The sequence below is a fragment of the Photobacterium jeanii genome (assembly GCF_001650345.1).
Lineage (GTDB): Bacteria > Pseudomonadota > Gammaproteobacteria > Enterobacterales > Vibrionaceae > Photobacterium > Photobacterium jeanii.
The window spans coordinates 1,370,796-1,386,304 of sequence record NZ_LVHF01000012.1; the positions used below are offsets into that span (position 1 = coordinate 1,370,796).

General features: G+C 48.0%; 13 protein-coding genes. 12 read left to right on the plus strand and 1 reads right to left on the minus strand.

The window, feature by feature from the left end:
• Positions 1-67 precede the first annotated feature (67 nt).
• The 4 genes from corC to A3K86_RS07600 all read left to right on the plus strand — a co-directional run bounded on the left by corC (position 68) and on the right by A3K86_RS07600 (position 5,434).
• Complete coding sequence (gene corC / locus A3K86_RS07585; RefSeq protein WP_068329986.1) at positions 68-940, plus strand: CNNM family magnesium/cobalt transport protein CorC; 873 nt, start codon at positions 68-70, stop codon at positions 938-940.
• A 12-nt stretch (positions 941-952) separates the two neighbouring features.
• Positions 953-2,503 (plus strand): apolipoprotein N-acyltransferase, encoded by a 1,551-nt coding sequence (gene lnt, locus A3K86_RS07590; protein WP_068330298.1) that lies wholly within the window; start codon positions 953-955, stop codon positions 2,501-2,503.
• Positions 2,504-2,692: 189 nt separating this feature from the next.
• Positions 2,693-3,409, plus strand: a complete 717-nt coding sequence (locus A3K86_RS07595) for a lipid-binding SYLF domain-containing protein (RefSeq protein WP_084406529.1) — start codon at positions 2,693-2,695, stop codon at positions 3,407-3,409.
• Positions 3,410-3,883: 474 nt separating this feature from the next.
• Complete coding sequence (locus A3K86_RS07600) at positions 3,884-5,434, plus strand: S8 family serine peptidase (protein ID WP_084406530.1); 1,551 nt, start codon at positions 3,884-3,886, stop codon at positions 5,432-5,434.
• Positions 5,435-5,503: 69 nt separating this feature from the next.
• Here the strand turns inward: A3K86_RS07600 and A3K86_RS07605 are convergent, their stop codons facing one another.
• Positions 5,504-5,986 (minus strand): zinc ribbon-containing protein, encoded by a 483-nt coding sequence (locus A3K86_RS07605; RefSeq protein WP_068329992.1) that lies wholly within the window; start codon positions 5,984-5,986, stop codon positions 5,504-5,506.
• Positions 5,987-6,211: 225 nt separating this feature from the next.
• On the opposite strand from A3K86_RS07605, the gene leuS reads away from it, so the two are divergent.
• The 8 genes from leuS (at position 6,212) to A3K86_RS07645 (ending at position 15,404) form a co-directional block, all read left to right on the plus strand.
• Entirely contained in the window at positions 6,212-8,785 is a 2,574-nt protein-coding gene (gene leuS / locus A3K86_RS07610) for a leucine--tRNA ligase (RefSeq protein ID WP_068329995.1), read from the plus strand.
• A gap of 207 nt (positions 8,786-8,992) precedes the next feature.
• Positions 8,993-9,601 (plus strand): LPS-assembly lipoprotein LptE, encoded by a 609-nt coding sequence (locus tag A3K86_RS07615; RefSeq protein WP_162844325.1) that lies wholly within the window; start codon positions 8,993-8,995, stop codon positions 9,599-9,601.
• A gap of 2 nt (positions 9,602-9,603) precedes the next feature.
• A complete protein-coding gene (holA, locus tag A3K86_RS07620; RefSeq protein WP_068330001.1) occupies positions 9,604-10,635 on the plus strand; it encodes a DNA polymerase III subunit delta in 1,032 nt (343 codons plus the stop codon).
• Positions 10,636-10,740: 105 nt separating this feature from the next.
• Positions 10,741-11,058: a ribosome silencing factor gene (rsfS, locus tag A3K86_RS07625; protein ID WP_068330004.1), complete on the plus strand. Its 318-nt coding sequence runs from the start codon at positions 10,741-10,743 to the stop codon at positions 11,056-11,058.
• Between the two features lie 6 nt (positions 11,059-11,064).
• Positions 11,065-11,535, plus strand: a complete 471-nt coding sequence (gene rlmH, locus A3K86_RS07630; RefSeq protein ID WP_068330007.1) for a 23S rRNA (pseudouridine(1915)-N(3))-methyltransferase RlmH — start codon at positions 11,065-11,067, stop codon at positions 11,533-11,535.
• A 6-nt stretch (positions 11,536-11,541) separates the two neighbouring features.
• Positions 11,542-13,482, plus strand: a complete 1,941-nt coding sequence (mrdA, locus tag A3K86_RS07635; RefSeq protein WP_068330009.1) for a penicillin-binding protein 2 — start codon at positions 11,542-11,544, stop codon at positions 13,480-13,482.
• On the plus strand, positions 13,479-14,600 hold the full coding sequence (gene mrdB, locus A3K86_RS07640; RefSeq protein ID WP_068330012.1) for a peptidoglycan glycosyltransferase MrdB: 1,122 nt from the start codon (positions 13,479-13,481) through the stop codon (positions 14,598-14,600). Before mrdA ends, mrdB begins: the two co-directional genes overlap by 4 nt.
• Entirely contained in the window at positions 14,601-15,404 is an 804-nt protein-coding gene (locus tag A3K86_RS07645; protein WP_068330015.1) for a septal ring lytic transglycosylase RlpA family protein, read from the plus strand.
• Positions 15,405-15,509: the final 105 nt, after the last annotated feature.

Consider the following 15,509-nt stretch of genomic DNA (forward strand, 5'->3'; position numbering starts at 1 on the left):
CGTAACGCTATTCACCTGCGGGTGAATAGCTACCGTGGCACTCGCCACTTAACTGATATGAAAAGTGATGAACGAAGATAACTCGCAAAATTCGGAAGGTCCGAGTAGAAAGTCCTTCTTTGAACGTATTGGCCAATTATTCCAAGGTGAACCACAAAACCGTGAAGAGTTGGTCGAGGTATTCCGCGATTCGGAAGAAAATGATTTGATCGACCATGACACCCGCGACATGCTCGAAGGTGTAATGGAAATCGCTGAAATGCGTGTCAGGGACATAATGATCCCACGCTCGCAAATGGTCACAATCGAACGTTCTCAGAAGTTAGAAGACCTGATTGATTTAATTGTTGATGCTCAACACTCCCGCTACCCAGTTATTAGCGACGATAAAGATCACGTAGAAGGCATTCTTCTCGCTAAAGATCTTTTACGCTATCTACTTCCTGATGCTGAACCTTTCGACATGGACAAAGTATTGCGTCCAGCTGTTGTGGTACCAGAAAGTAAGCGTGTCGACCGTCTGCTAAAAGAATTCCGCGAAGAGCGCTACCACATGGCGATCGTCGTAGATGAATTTGGTGGTGTTTCGGGTGTGATCACTATCGAAGATATTCTTGAACAAATCGTTGGTGAAATCGAAGATGAATTCGACGACGAAGAAGAACAAGATATCCGTCAGTTAAGCAAGCATACCTATTCGGTAAAAGCGCTCGCGACAATTGAAGACTTTAATGACATGTTCCAAACCCGCTTCAACGACGATGAAGTTGATACCATTGGTGGACTTGTTATGACCAGCTTTGGTCACTTACCATCTCGCGGTGAAGTGGTTGAACTTGATGGCTACTCTTTCAAAGTCACCTCTGCGGATAACCGTCGCGTGATCCAGCTTCAGGTAACCATTCCACACGAAGCGCACCAGCCGACAACCACGACTTAACTTACATCTATGATGAATACTGCGTTTTTCATCTCCCTAGGGCGGCCTCTCTTGGCAGCCCTTGCGGGAGCGCTTGCGACTCTTTCTTTTGCGCCATACGGCTATTGGCCGCTTTCCTTTATCTCTCTGATTGCCTTCTTTTTTCTGCTGTTAAACCAAAGTGTCAAACGCTCAGCCCTTATCGGCTTTAGCTGGGGCTTGGGTTTATTTGGTACCGGGATCAGCTGGGTACACGTCAGTATAGATACCTTCGGTGGGATGCCAAAAATCGCCAGCCTGTTCTTAATGGGCTCGCTGATCAGCTATTTAGCGCTATACCCCACTCTGTTTGGCGCCTTATTTAACCGCTTTAACCGTGGCCGACCTTTCCACCAGCTGATGCTCAGTGGTCCTGTACTCTGGTTATTACTGGATTGGATCCGTGGTTGGGCCTTTACGGGTTTTCCGTGGCTATGGCTCGGCTACAGCCAGATAAATTCTCCCTTTGCCGATATTGCGCCAATTTTCGGGGTTGAAGGGATCACCTTAGCTATGGTGCTGATCAGTGCCGGTATTGTCGCTGCCATCTCAGACCGTAACTGGCGTCCATTACTCGTACCTGCCACCGTACTGGGCTTAACCTTGGCTGTTCATGGCATTGAATGGGTCAAACCCAATCCAGAGAAGACTGTTGATGTCGCGTTAGTGCAAGGTAATGTACCGCAAGAGCTAAAATGGCTACCGAGCGAGCGCTGGCCAACCTTAATGAAGTACATCGATCTCACCCGTGAAAACTGGGATGCCGATTTGATCATCTGGCCGGAAGCGGCGATCCCGGCGTTAGAAGCGCATTTACCCTCGTTTTTACAAAACCTGGATGAAGTAGCGCGAGAAAATAACAGCACAGTGATCACTGGGGTACTCGATCAAAAAGAAAACGGTGAGTTTTTCAATAACATCCTGACCCTTGGCCTCAATAACGCTAAGCAATACGATTACAACACCGCGACACGCTACAGTAAGCACCACTTGCTACCATTTGGTGAATTTGTTCCGTTTGGTGATTTGCTGCGCCCAATCGCGCCGTTTTTCAATCTGCCAATGTCATCGTTTAGCCGTGGTGATTACGTTCAACCAAACTTAAACGCCAATGGTTACCAAATTGCCCCTGCTCTATGCTACGAGGTAGCGTTCAGTGAACAAGTACGTCAGAACGTTGATATCAACACTGATTTCTTACTGACCTTATCAAATGATGCGTGGTTTGGTACCTCGATTGGTCCTTTCCAGCACATGGAGATCGCCCAAATGCGCTCGCTGGAAGTTGGTAAACCGCTGCTACGCGCCACCAATACTGGGGTTACTGCGGTAGTCGATTACAAAGGACAGATCACCGCTCAAATCCCACAATTTGAAACTCAGGTGTTACGCACTAAAGTAACGTCCACCGATGGTCTTACCCCTTATACCAGTTTGGGAAGTTGGCCACTGTACGGTTACATCTTGTGGTCACTGGCACTGTCGATGGTATTGATCAGGCGCCAAAACGGTGGCTTTAGAGAGATCCAACCAGAGCAACCTTAATCACAGCTTAAAAGACGAAGATTACCCCTTCGTCTTTTTTTTCATCTTGATAAGATAGAAAACCATGCACATATCCAAACTGGAGAGGTTTGGATATCAACTACAATGATACCAAGCCTATTGCCCTCTCTTTGATCACATAATCAGGGGGGAACTAGGATGGCAACTCGCGGTAAAAGGACACCAGATATGAAAACTGTTCACCGTCTCTTATCCCTTATCACGGCACTCGCGCTCCTGTGTCTCACAGCCAATGTCCACGCTAATCAAGACATCGAAACGCGCGCTTCGTTAGCGCACTTTCAGCAAGCCGCTCAAACCGAACCTTTCTTTGCCAGTGCATACGGCTATGTCATTTTTCCCTCAGTCGGAAAAGGTGGGTTCTGGGTAGGTGGCGCCTATGGCACAGGAACAGTGTATAAAAGTAGCCAAATTACTGGTTACGCCAAACTCTACCAAGTCTCGGTTGGCCTCCAATTTGGTGGACAAGCTTACAGCCAAATCATGTTCTTCCAAGACAAACGCGCGTATGAGCGCTTTACCAGCGGCAGCTTTGAACTAGATGCCCAAGCCTCAGCGGTAGCATTAACAGAAGGTGCGCAAGCACGCGCAGGGACAGCGGGAGTTGGTGCCGGCTCTGGCAAAGCCTTTGTTGAAGCCAATTACACTAATGGCATGGCTATTTTCACTTACGCCAAAGGTGGAATGATGATTGAAGCCTCGCTAGCCGGGCAGAAATTCGACTTTGAGCCCCTCAGCGCGACGACCGAACAAGTCAAAGCTTTAAATCAACCTGCGACCTCATCTGATTCACAACAAGGGGCGCCAGTAACAGACCTGACGGCCGAACCCGGAAACAACGACGATGAGCCAACCGTGATCATCGCCCCACCAATTGAAGAATAAGACACAGGCAAATTTGTCGTCTTCACTTTCATTTTTTTGAATGGGAAAAAGCTCGCAATTCTCATTGATAGGCGGTAACTACACCGCCTGCATTTCCTACCATTTTTCCTGAAGTTAATGGCCTAGTTGATACATCTATCGACAAAATCACGCATTTTCGCAATAGAACAAAATATCGTCAAACACCCTTCTCACCAAATGCCCATCTAGAGTATTAACTCCATTTACATCATGTGAACCCGTGAGCATATCAGAGCAAATTTACGCTTTCACTAGCTGCATATTATTTTCTTGAATTTGATTCCTATTCCCGTCTTTTATCCTGAAAAAAATAATAAAAAGAGAACACTTGTTCAGGAGGAAGTCATTTCCTCACCACAATAAAGCCAAGTTAAACGAAGACTTTTACTGGCTAGGTAACACGTAAATTGTGAAAGGTTCGCCAAGCTTGGCATCAACAATCAAGGATAGAAAATGAGAACCATACCTACTTTATTGGCTATGCTTGTTGCAAGCGCTCCAGCCATCGCACAGACCCCTCCTCAAACAACCGATCAGGTGATCATCAAGTACCGTAGTCATAGCGCTGCGATGATGACAGATGCCGCCTCCGTTCAAACGCATGCTGAATCGGTGCTGCCACAAAATCTTTCAGCAGATGTGCAATACGTCCGCCCAAGTGCCAACAACACCCACATCCTTAAAGTGAAAGATCAGCAAGATCTAACACAGGTGGTTGAACAACTTCGCCAAGACCCGAATATCGAATTTGCAGAGCCTGACCGCATTATGTGGCCAACAGCGATCCCAAATGATCCAGGCTATAAACTGCAATGGCACTACTCTGAGCAAAAAAGTGGAATTAACTTGCCACAAGCATGGGATATCACCACAGGTGGCTCTGAAGTGATCGTGGCAGTGATCGATACTGGGGTGCGTTTCGATCACCCTGATTTAATGAACAATTTGCTTCCAGGTTACGACTTCATTAAACAAGCCGCGCGCGCTCGTGATAACGACGGTCGTGATAGCGATGCAACCGATGAAGGGGATTGGCTTGTTGCAGGGCAATGTGGTCAGAACTACCCGCCACAAGACAGAAACTCATCATGGCACGGTACTCACGTTGCCGGCACGGTAGCTGCCGAAGGTAACAATGGTCAAGGGGTAACAGGTGTGGCATGGAATACCCGCGTTGTTCCTGTTCGTGTACTAGGCGCTTGTGGGGGCTATACCTCAGATATCACCGACGGTATGCGCTGGGCTGCTGGTTTAGCCGTTCCTGGCGTGCCAAATAACCCGTACCCAGCAAAAGTGTTAAACCTTAGCTTAGGTGGTCAAGGAGCTTGTAGCTACGCTTACCAAACTGCGGTTGATGCCGTACGCGCTAAAGGGGCTACCGTGGTTGTGGCAGCTGGTAACGATAACCTTAATGTTCGCGACTTCGCTCCGGGTAACTGTCAAGGCGTCATCTCTGTTGCGTCCAACAACAAAGAAGGTAACCGCGCATTTTATTCTAACTATGGCGATCTGATTGATATTACGGCGCCGGGCGGTGGTCGCTCAGGTGGGGTACTTTCTACTATCAATACTGGTGCACGCCAAGCCGAGCAAAATGGTTACAGCTACTCAATTGGTACCAGTATGGCGGCTCCTCATGTTGCTGGTATTGCGGCATTGATGTACTCGCTCGATCCTAGCTTAACGCCAGATCAAGTTGAGCAATACCTAAAAGAAACTACACGCCCATTCCCTGCGGGCAGTACTTGTAATACGGCTGATTGTGGTACTGGTATTGCCGACACCTTGGCAGTGTTAAAACGCGTTCAAGGGGTTAACCCACAACCCGATACCATTGATTGCAGTCAATTTGCCACTTGGTCAGCAAGTAGCACTTACCATAGCGGTGATCAGGTTCAACAAAACGGGGTTGGTTACCAAGCACAATGGTGGACACGCAACGAGTCACCAGCTGACAACCATACCAACTGGAGTGTATGGAGCAAACTCGGTCAATGTAAGTAACATCGACCAATAAGATGATAAGCAACAGCGGGCTTGATGCCCGCTGTTTTTATCTGAGATTAAATAAAATTAAGGGGATAACGGCTGACGGGTAAATTGCTCGTGTCCACAACGCACACAAGGTTCAAGTTTTTTAACATGGGTATACATTTGGTGATGACCGCAATGCTCACACACCAAATTGCCTAAGCCGATGATTTCCCCGGCGTGATAAACCCCGTGATGCTCAAAATCGCCCATCACTTCTCGCCACTCTAGCTGGGTTTTATCGGTGATTTCTGCCAATCCGCTCCAAATAGTTTCAGATACCACCTGATAAAACGGACTCTCAGCAAACGGTTCTGGGCTTTCCTCCACATTTTGCCCAAATTCTTTGAGATCCCGTTTAAGGTAAGCGCTGATCAACGCCAACTCATCTTTGGTCATATCACTGGCAGCCTGACGGTATTTCTCCGTGGTTTCCACCCACTGTTGGAGTTCTTCAGGGCTGTGCTGAAGCGCATCCGTGACTTTTTCAAGTAGTGCCTCATATTCCGCTTTTTGCTTCGCCATAAGTACCTCCTCTCCTTGAATCGATAACACAGCTCTTCAAAAACTTAACCTGCCTGATCAACAAACCACTCAGGTTGATATAAAACCCTGCTAATACGGCAATAAAGCAACAATTACTGGCTTCGATTGAAGCTTTGCTATTGTTGACACCTTTACCTTTAGTTATTCTATGTCGATTATATTGAATGTGTTTGTACTCAACTCACAAAATCCTGGATGTCATCGATGCAAGAACAATATCGCCCACAGGACATTGAACAGAAAGTTCAACAGCACTGGGACAACAACAAGACCTTTGTTGTAAGTGAAGACCCAAATAAAGAAAAATTCTACTGTCTCTCCATGTTCCCGTACCCAAGCGGTCGACTGCACATGGGTCACGTTCGTAACTACACCATCGGTGATGTTGTTTCTCGTTACCAACGTCTACAAGGCAAAAACGTCATGCAACCTATCGGTTGGGATGCGTTCGGCCTACCAGCAGAAAACGCAGCGGTTAAAAACAACACTGCGCCTGCGCCATGGACGTACGAAAACATTGAGTACATGAAGAACCAGCTTAAATCACTAGGCTTGGGTTACGATTGGGATCGTGAATTCGCAACATGTACGCCAGAGTACTACCGCTGGGAACAAGAATTCTTCACTAAGCTTTACAACAAAGGCTTGGTTTACAAGAAAACCTCTTCAGTAAACTGGTGTCCAAACGACCAAACCGTACTGGCTAACGAGCAAGTTGAAGACGGTTGCTGCTGGCGTTGTGACACCCCTGTAGAGCAAAAAGAAATTCCTCAGTGGTTCATCAAAATCACTGAATACGCTCAAGAACTACTTGACGATCTAGACAACCTAGACGGTTGGCCTGAAATGGTGAAAACCATGCAGCGTAACTGGATCGGCCGCTCTGAAGGTGTTGAACTGAAGTTCGCGGTGAAAGATCACGAAGAACTTGAAGTTTACACAACCCGCCCTGACACCCTAATGGGTGTGACTTACGTGGGTATCGCAGCAGGTCACCCTCTGGCAGCGAAAGCAGCACAGAACAACCCTGAGCTAGCAGCATTCATCGAAGAATGTAAGAACACCAAAGTAGCAGAAGCTGAACTGGCGACGATGGAGAAGAAAGGTATGGCGACTGGCCTTACCGCGATTCATCCGTTAAACGGTCGTGAAGTACCAGTATTTGTTGCTAACTTCGTACTGATGGATTACGGCACAGGTGCGGTAATGGCAGTACCAGCGCACGACCAACGTGACTTCGAGTTCGCGACTAAGTACGGTCTAGACATCATCCCTGTGATCAAGCCTGCTGACGACAGCGAGCTAGATATCTCTGAAGCGGCTTACACTGAAAAAGGTGTATTGTTCGATTCAGGTGAATTCGACGGCCTTGATTTCCAAGCCGCTTTCGATGCAATCGCAGCGAAACTAGAAGCAGAAGGTAAAGGTCAGAAGACGGTTAACTTCCGTCTACGCGACTGGGGTGTATCTCGTCAACGTTACTGGGGTGCACCAATCCCAATGGTAACGACTGAAGACGGTGAAGTTCACCCAGTACCAGCTGATCAGCTACCAGTTATCCTACCTGAAGACGTGGTAATGGATGGCGTAACTAGCCCGATCAAAGCAGACAAAGAGTGGGCAAAAACAACCTTCAACGGTGAGCCTGCACTTCGCGAAACAGATACCTTCGATACCTTCATGGAATCGTCTTGGTACTACGCACGTTACTGTTCGCCACAAGCTGACGACATTCTAGACCCAGAAAAAGCAAACTACTGGCTACCAGTAGACCAGTACATCGGTGGTATCGAGCACGCTTGTATGCACCTACTGTACTCTCGCTTCTTCCACAAACTGCTTCGCGATGCGGGTTACGTGACTTCTGACGAGCCGTTCAAGCAGCTTCTATGTCAAGGTATGGTACTGGCCGATGCATTCAGCCACACCAACGAAAAAGGCACAAAAGAGTGGATCGCACCAACTGACGTGAAAGTTGAGCGTGACGGTAAAGGTCGCATCACTTCTGCTATCGACTCACAAGGCCGTACAGTTGAGCACTCAGGCATGATCAAAATGTCTAAGTCGAAAAACAACGGTATCGACCCACAAGAGATGGTAGACAAGTACGGTGCTGACACAGTACGTCTGTTCATGATGTTTGCATCACCAGCAGACATGACGCTTGAGTGGCAAGAGTCTGGCGTTGAAGGTGCGAACCGCTTCCTAAAACGTGTTTGGAAACTGGTTAATGACCACGCAACCAAAGGCGCTGCAGAAGCGATTGATGTAGCTGCACTATCATCTGATCAAAAAGCACTTCGTCGCGACGTACATAAAACTATCGCGAAAGTGAGCGATGATATCGGTCGTCGTCAGACATTCAACACCGCTATCGCTGCGATCATGGAGCTAATGAACAAACTTGCGAAAGCATCGCAAGAATCAGCTCAAGACCGTGCGCTACTAGACGAAGCACTAAAAGCTATCGTACGTATGCTTTACCCAATGACTCCTCACATCAGCTACGAAATGTGGGAAGCACTAGGTGAAGGCGACATCGACAACGCACAATGGCCACAAGCTGACGAGAAAGCGCTGGTTGAAGACGAGAAGCTAATCATCGTTCAAGTTAACGGTAAGCTACGTGCGAAACTGACTGTTGCTGCAGACGCGTCAAAAGAAGACGTTGAAGCACTAGGTCTAAACGATGAAAACGTCACTAAGTTCACCGACGGTAAAACAATCCGTAAAGTGATTTACGTACCAGGTAAACTTCTGAACATCGTTGCTAACTAAGCACAGGTTCATTACCAACCTCTAAATATCCCTGCCTCGGCGGGGATATTTTTTATCTCACCGCGATAACATCCCGCTCCCCTGTACCAATCCGGAGCGTTTAACGTTATAGTCGGTAGGTTTTCACTCTACTTGGGAGCTATTTTGGTGAAGGCTTTCTTTTCAATTAAAAGCGCACTTAAACTTCTTTCTGTTGTTATCTTATCGATGACAGTATCGGCTTGTGGTTTCCACCTTCGTGGCACCTACATGCTACCGGACGAAATTGCCAAGCTATCACTGACTAGCTTTGACCAATACGGTCAACTTACCCGTTTAGTAAAATCCCAATTCAAGCTACACGGCATCGAAGCAGTACCGCCATCGGCCACTGTGCCTAACCTGCACTTGATCAGCGAATCATCGGGTGAGCGTACCCTTTCGCTATATCAAAACAGCCGTGCGGCAGAGTACGAGTTAAATTACTCGGTTCGCTACAGCATCACAATTCCGAACAAAGCCAGCAAAACGTTCTCTACCAAGGTCACCCGCACCTTCCTAGATAACCCGTTAACTGCACTGGCAAAATCGGTTGAGCGTGACATGATCAAAGACGAAATGCGCCAACAGGCATCTCGTCAAATCCTACGTCAAATGGCACGACTAACGGCAACTATCGAACAGCTAGATGAGCAAGAGCTCGAAGCTAAACTGGCAGAAATGGAAGATACCGACGCCAAAGATTTGCCGACCACCTCACAACAGGTAACGACTCAAGAAGTACCTGCTCAACAGGGAAGCGCAGGAACGTCTGAGACCCAATCAGGCACCAACTAACCATGCGCGTTTACCCAGAACAACTCAAGATGCAGCTCGATAAAGGGCTGCATCAAACATATCTGCTATTTGGTAACGAACCTCTTATCAAGCAAGAGTGCGGCGACCAAATCAAGCATATCGCCCAACAAGCGGGCTTTGATGAACGCCACAGCTTTACCATAGATAACCAACTCGATTGGAACTTGGTGCTCGACTGCTGCAATGCCATGAGCCTATTTGCCGCTCGCCAAATCATCGAGCTAGAGATCCCAGAATCTGGTCTTAACACCAACCAAGCCAAGTCACTGCAAGAAGTAAGTGAATACTTACATGGTGATATCTTGTTGTTGATGACAGGACCTCGGATCAACAAAAAGCAAGAGAGCAGTAAATGGTTTAAAGCGCTCGATAGCAACGGCTTGTACTTACCATGTAATACGCCCGACCCTCGCCATCTACCGCGCTTTATTCAAAGCCGTTGCCAACAATTAGGGCTAACTGCTGATCACGAATCGGTACAAATGCTGGCGCAATGGCACGAAGGTAACCTTCTTGCACTGGCGCAAAGCCTACAAAAGCTGACTTTGCTCTACCCTGATGGTCAGCTGAACTTGGTCCGGTTAGAAGACGCACTCAGTCGCCATAACCACTACACCCCGTTCCAGCTGGTAGATGCGGTATTAGCAGGGCAAGCCAAACGTGGTCAGCGCGTACTGCGTCAACTTGAAGGCGAAGGCGTTGAAGCAACTATCATTTTGCGTACCTTACAGCGTGAGCTCACTCAGCTGTACAAAATGCAAGAGATGGGCAAAAAAGGCACGCCGCTCAATCAGATTTTTGAGCAATTTCGAGTATGGCAGAGTCGCCGTGAGCTCTACATAGGTGCACTCCACCGCATTCCTTATCACCGCGTAGTAAGTTTGCTGCGCTTGCTCACTCAGCTCGAAATTCAAGTCAAAACCGATTTTGACACCAACCCTTGGCCCGCGCTAAGTGCGTTGTGTGCTGAGATGTGTGGTATCCCAACCCACACTGAACCAACACCGTTTTAACTTGTGCGGCCTAGCAGTGTGCGTGTTATACTGCGCCGCTAATTTGTGACAGGGATCGCCCTGTCGCGCAACGACATTTATTCATTACCAAACGAGGGGATTCCTTTGCAGGTTCAAGAACTACACGATTTTATTGTTGATAAAGTTGACGACATTAAAGCCCAAGACATCGTAACCATTGACGTTCGCGGCAAGTCAAGCATCACTGAGTTCATGGTTCTGTGTACAGGTACATCTAACCGTCACGTTGCGTCTATCGCAGATCACGTAAATAAAGAATCTAAGCTGATTGACTTCCCTCCATTCGGTATCAGCGGCGAAGAAGACGGTCAGTGGGTTATCGTAGATATGGGTAGCGTAATGCTGCACATCATGCAGGAAGACTCGCGCAACCTGTACCAACTGGAGAAGCTTTGGGGCTAACGACTAATGAAGCTTCAACTGATCGCTGTTGGCACAAAAATGCCAAAATGGATTGAGGAAGGCTATAAAGAATATAGCCGTCGATTTCCTAAAGATATGCCGCTGGAATTAATTGAAATTCCAGCGGGAAAACGCGGTAAAAATGCGGACATCGCCCGAATTTTGCAAAAAGAAGGCGAAGCCATGCTGGCGGCAGTGCCAAAAGGCAACCGTATTGTGACACTGGATATTCCGGGTAAACGCTGGGATACCGAGCAATTGGCAGAACAGCTAGAAAGCTGGAAAATGGATGCTCGTGACGTGTCTATTCTGATTGGTGGTCCTGAAGGGTTAGCACCTGCGTGTAAAGCCGCAGCTGAGCAAAGCTGGTCACTATCACCGCTTACCCTACCTCACCCACTGGTACGTGTGGTGATGGCTGAAAGTTTATACCGCGCGTGGAGCATTACTGCTAACCACCCATATCACAGGGAATAAGTGCCAATGAGACGAAAGCGTACCCAGATCCGCGACCATCGGGCTGAGTCGGCGCTCTTTTTTCGCCGTGCTCTTGTCTCATTTATCGGCATTATCGTGCTGGTAGGCGTCTTGATCACTAACCTGTACCATATTCAGGTGAGTGAGCATGATGACTACCAGACTCGTTCCAACGATAACCGGATCAAAATCGTCCCTGTCGCACCTAACCGTGGTCTGATCTACGACCGCAATGGGGTCTTGCTTGCAGAAAACCGTCCGGTCTACGCATTAGAAATCACCAAAGAAAAAGTACCTGATATCGAGGACACTTTTGCACGCCTAAAAGATCTGATGGGGATCACCAACGAAGACATTACGCGCTTTGAAAAAGAACGCCGCCATACCCGACGTTTTAAATCGATCCCAATCAAAGAGCAGCTTAACGAACATCAGGTCGCACTGTTTACCGTTAACCAGCACAAATTCCCAGGGGTAGAAGTAAAAGCATACCTCAAGCGCTTCTATCCTTATGGTGAAGCACTGACTCACGTCCTCGGCTATGTGGCGAAAATTAACGACCGCGATATCGAACGCCTTGAGCGCGATGAGAAAATCACCAATTACAAAGCAACCCGCGACATCGGCAAGCTGGGTATTGAACGCTACTACGAAGACTTACTGCACGGTACTTCCGGCTACCAAGAAGTTGAAGTCAACAGCCGTGGTCGCATCATACGTACCCTTAAATACGTGCCGCCAATTCCAGGTAAAGACATCAAGCTAAACCTAGATATTGAACTGCAACTGTTCGTCAAAGAACAGCTCACCACTCGTAGCCAAGACCCAGAAACTGGCGAAGAGATCGTGAAATACAAGCGCGGTTCTATCGTGGTCATGGATCCTCGTGATTCGGCGATTTTAGCGATGGTATCTAGCCCGAGTTACGACCCGAACCTATTTGTTCACGGTATTTCAGGGCCAAAATATCGCGCCTTGCTCAATGATATCAATCGACCTTTGGTAAACCGTGTCACGCTAGGTATTTACCCACCCGCATCGACTGTCAAACCTATGATTGCAGTGGCGGCACTAACCGAAGGCGTTGTTACACCACGCACCACACGTAATGACCCGGGTTACTGGAAAATTCCGAATTCCAACAGCCGTCCATTCCGCGACTGGAAACGCTGGGGCCACGGTAAGGTTGATATCTACAAAGCGATTGAAGAGTCAGTGGATACTTACTTCTATCAAGTCGCATACGACATGGGGATCGATCGCCTTTCAAGCTGGATGAGCAAATTCGGTTTTGGTGAATACACAGGGATCGATATCCACGAAGAAAGTAAAGCCAATATGCCAACCCGAGAGTGGAAGCAAGCGCGTTTCCGCCAGCCTTGGTATCAAGGTGACACCATCCCTGTCGGTATCGGTCAAGGTTACTGGACAGCCACCCCGCTACAGATCGCTAAAGCAACCTCAGTGATCGTAAATAATGGCGTGGTTCATCCGCCTCATCTGCTAAAAGATGTGATCAACGATGAAGTGGAAATGCCCGCTAAATTTGATGACTACCCACCGATCACTGGCGTGGATCCTGAAGATTGGCAAATCGCCCGTGACGGCATGAAACGCGTTTTGTTTGGTCATCGAGGTACCGCTCGTCGTGCCTTCTATGGCGCAGAATACAAAGCGGGGGGTAAATCCGGTTCAGCACAGGTGTTTGGCTTGGCAGAAGATGAAAAATACAACGCTGAAGAGCTGGCTGAGCACTTACGTGACCACGCCCTCTTTACCGCTTTTGCCCCATTCGACAAGCCTGAAGTCGTGGTTTCTATGGTATTAGAAAATGCCGGTGGTGGTTCTTCTAACGGTGGTCCTGTGGCGCGCCACATCTTCGACCACATACTGCTCAAACCAACTAACACGACCGAGCAAAAACAACCTGCCGAGGTAACACAATGAGCATTATGGCAGCGACGGGCACCAAGCGTACCCTAAGTGACCGCTTACATTTGGATTTCCCACTACTGATGGGGATCCTCGCCTTAATGGGGTTTGGCCTGCTAGTAATGTACAGTGCCAGTGGTCAGCATATCGAAATGATGGAACGTCAAGCAGTACGTATGGCACTGTCATTAACAGTGATGTTTGTGCTGGCCCAGATCTCGCCACGCCACTACGAAACCTGGGCACCCTACTTATTTGGGGTGGGCTTAATGCTATTACTCGGGGTGCTGCTGTTCGGTGAAGCATCTAAGGGCGCACAGCGCTGGCTAAACTTGGGGTTTGTCCGTTTTCAGCCGTCGGAATTGATCAAACTGGCAGTACCGCTCATGGTGGCACGCTTTATCGGTAATAAACCGTTACCACCAAGTTTTCGTAATATCGTGGTCGCCTTAGTGATGATTTTCGTCCCGACCATTATGATCGCTAAACAACCCGACTTGGGGACATCGATTTTGATCGCCGCATCAGGGATCTTCGTGCTGTTCCTCTCTGGCATAAGCTGGCGCATCATAGGTGCCGCAGGTGTACTGCTTGGCGCCTTCATTCCTGTGCTATGGTTCTTCTTAATGCGAGATTACCAACGGACACGGGTACTGACCCTATTCAACCCTGAACGCGACCCACTGGGTGCGGGCTACCACATTATCCAATCAAAGATTGCCATTGGTTCTGGTGGCTGGATGGGTAAAGGCTGGCTACAAGGAACACAATCACAACTGGAGTTCCTGCCTGAGCGCCATACCGACTTTATCTTTGCGGTTATTGCTGAAGAGTGGGGCTTGTTTGGTGTGTTGTGCTTGTTAGCCTTGTACCTCTACATCATAGGTCGTGGTCTGGTGCTGGCGAGCAAAGCGCAAACCGCTTTTGGCCGCATGATGGCGGGCAGTATTGTATTGAGTTTCTTCGTATATGTTTTCGTTAATATCGGAATGGTAAGCGGCATTTTGCCAGTGGTTGGGGTTCCGCTTCCATTAATCAGTTATGGAGGAACCTCAATGGTGACCTTGATGGCTGGCTTTGGCATTCTGATGTCGATCCACACCCATAGAAAAATGTTGTCAAAGGCGACCTAAATGCGCGTTTTATCTCTAATACTTGTTTTCATTCTTGCAGGCTGTAGCTCAACACCGAGCGATAAGCGCTACGATATGGCTGATGATGCCGCTCCTGAGCAATCACCAACCTTGGATCATATCGAAGATGCGCAGCCGCGCTACGAACCGAAAAGCCTAGCGGGCAATAAAAGTTACACCCTACGAGGTCAACGCTACGAGATCGTCAAAGACACCCAAGGCTTCACCCAAGAAGGCGAAGCGTCGTGGTATGGCAAGAAATTCCACGGTCATAAAACCTCGAATGGTGAAATCTACGACATGTATTCAATGACAGCAGCGCACAAAACCCTGCCATTACCGAGCTATGTCAAAGTCACCAACCAACGCAATGGCAAGAGCGCGATTGTGCGTATTAACGACCGTGGTCCTTTTCATGAAGGACGCATTATTGATTTAAGCATGGCGGCAGCAACCAAGTTGGATGTGGTTCGCCACGGTACTGCGCCAGTCAAAATTGAACTGATCACCATTGAAAAACCAGAATCGGATGATGAATGGCACAGTGTTAGCACCAATCAATATTTTGTACAGCTTGCTGCGGTCAGTAATGCTGATAAAGCCAAGCAAATTGCTGAAAAATTAAAAGGGCAATTTCAAACCAAAGTGGATTTGATGAAGGTAGAAAAGACCGATATCTACCGTGTGCGTTTAGGCCCTTACCTTGACCGTGATGAAGCTATGGCCCAGCGAGATAAAGCAAAAGCCAGCTTGTACCCAAAAGCTTTTATCATCACATCGCAACGTGATACGGAACCAAAATAAGATTTCCCCCTCTAACCTAATCAGCCATCATGTATTATTCGCTATGATGGCTGATTAAATCTTCAACTACCTCAGCGACTTTTCATCACTGATTGTCAGTTTTTC

What these genes read in the sequence shown, in the direction of transcription:
- corC (WP_068329986.1), top strand. Translation starts at nt 68, where the DNA reads ATGAACGAAGATAACTCGCAAAATTCGGAAGGTCCGAGTAGAAAGTCC.
- lnt (WP_068330298.1), top strand. Translation starts at nt 953, where the DNA reads ATGAATACTGCGTTTTTCATCTCCCTAGGGCGGCCTCTCTTGGCAGCC.
- A3K86_RS07595 (WP_084406529.1), top strand. Translation starts at nt 2,693, where the DNA reads ATGAAAACTGTTCACCGTCTCTTATCCCTTATCACGGCACTCGCGCTC.
- A3K86_RS07600 (WP_084406530.1), top strand. Translation starts at nt 3,884, where the DNA reads ATGAGAACCATACCTACTTTATTGGCTATGCTTGTTGCAAGCGCTCCA.
- A3K86_RS07605 (WP_068329992.1), bottom strand. Translation starts at nt 5,986, where the DNA reads ATGGCGAAGCAAAAAGCGGAATATGAGGCACTACTTGAAAAAGTCACG.
- leuS (WP_068329995.1), top strand. Translation starts at nt 6,212, where the DNA reads ATGCAAGAACAATATCGCCCACAGGACATTGAACAGAAAGTTCAACAG.
- A3K86_RS07615 (WP_162844325.1), top strand. Translation starts at nt 8,993, where the DNA reads ATGACAGTATCGGCTTGTGGTTTCCACCTTCGTGGCACCTACATGCTA.
- holA (WP_068330001.1), top strand. Translation starts at nt 9,604, where the DNA reads ATGCGCGTTTACCCAGAACAACTCAAGATGCAGCTCGATAAAGGGCTG.
- rlmH (WP_068330007.1), top strand. Translation starts at nt 11,065, where the DNA reads ATGAAGCTTCAACTGATCGCTGTTGGCACAAAAATGCCAAAATGGATT.
- mrdA (WP_068330009.1), top strand. Translation starts at nt 11,542, where the DNA reads ATGAGACGAAAGCGTACCCAGATCCGCGACCATCGGGCTGAGTCGGCG.
- mrdB (WP_068330012.1), top strand. Translation starts at nt 13,479, where the DNA reads ATGAGCATTATGGCAGCGACGGGCACCAAGCGTACCCTAAGTGACCGC.
- A3K86_RS07645 (WP_068330015.1), top strand. Translation starts at nt 14,601, where the DNA reads ATGCGCGTTTTATCTCTAATACTTGTTTTCATTCTTGCAGGCTGTAGC.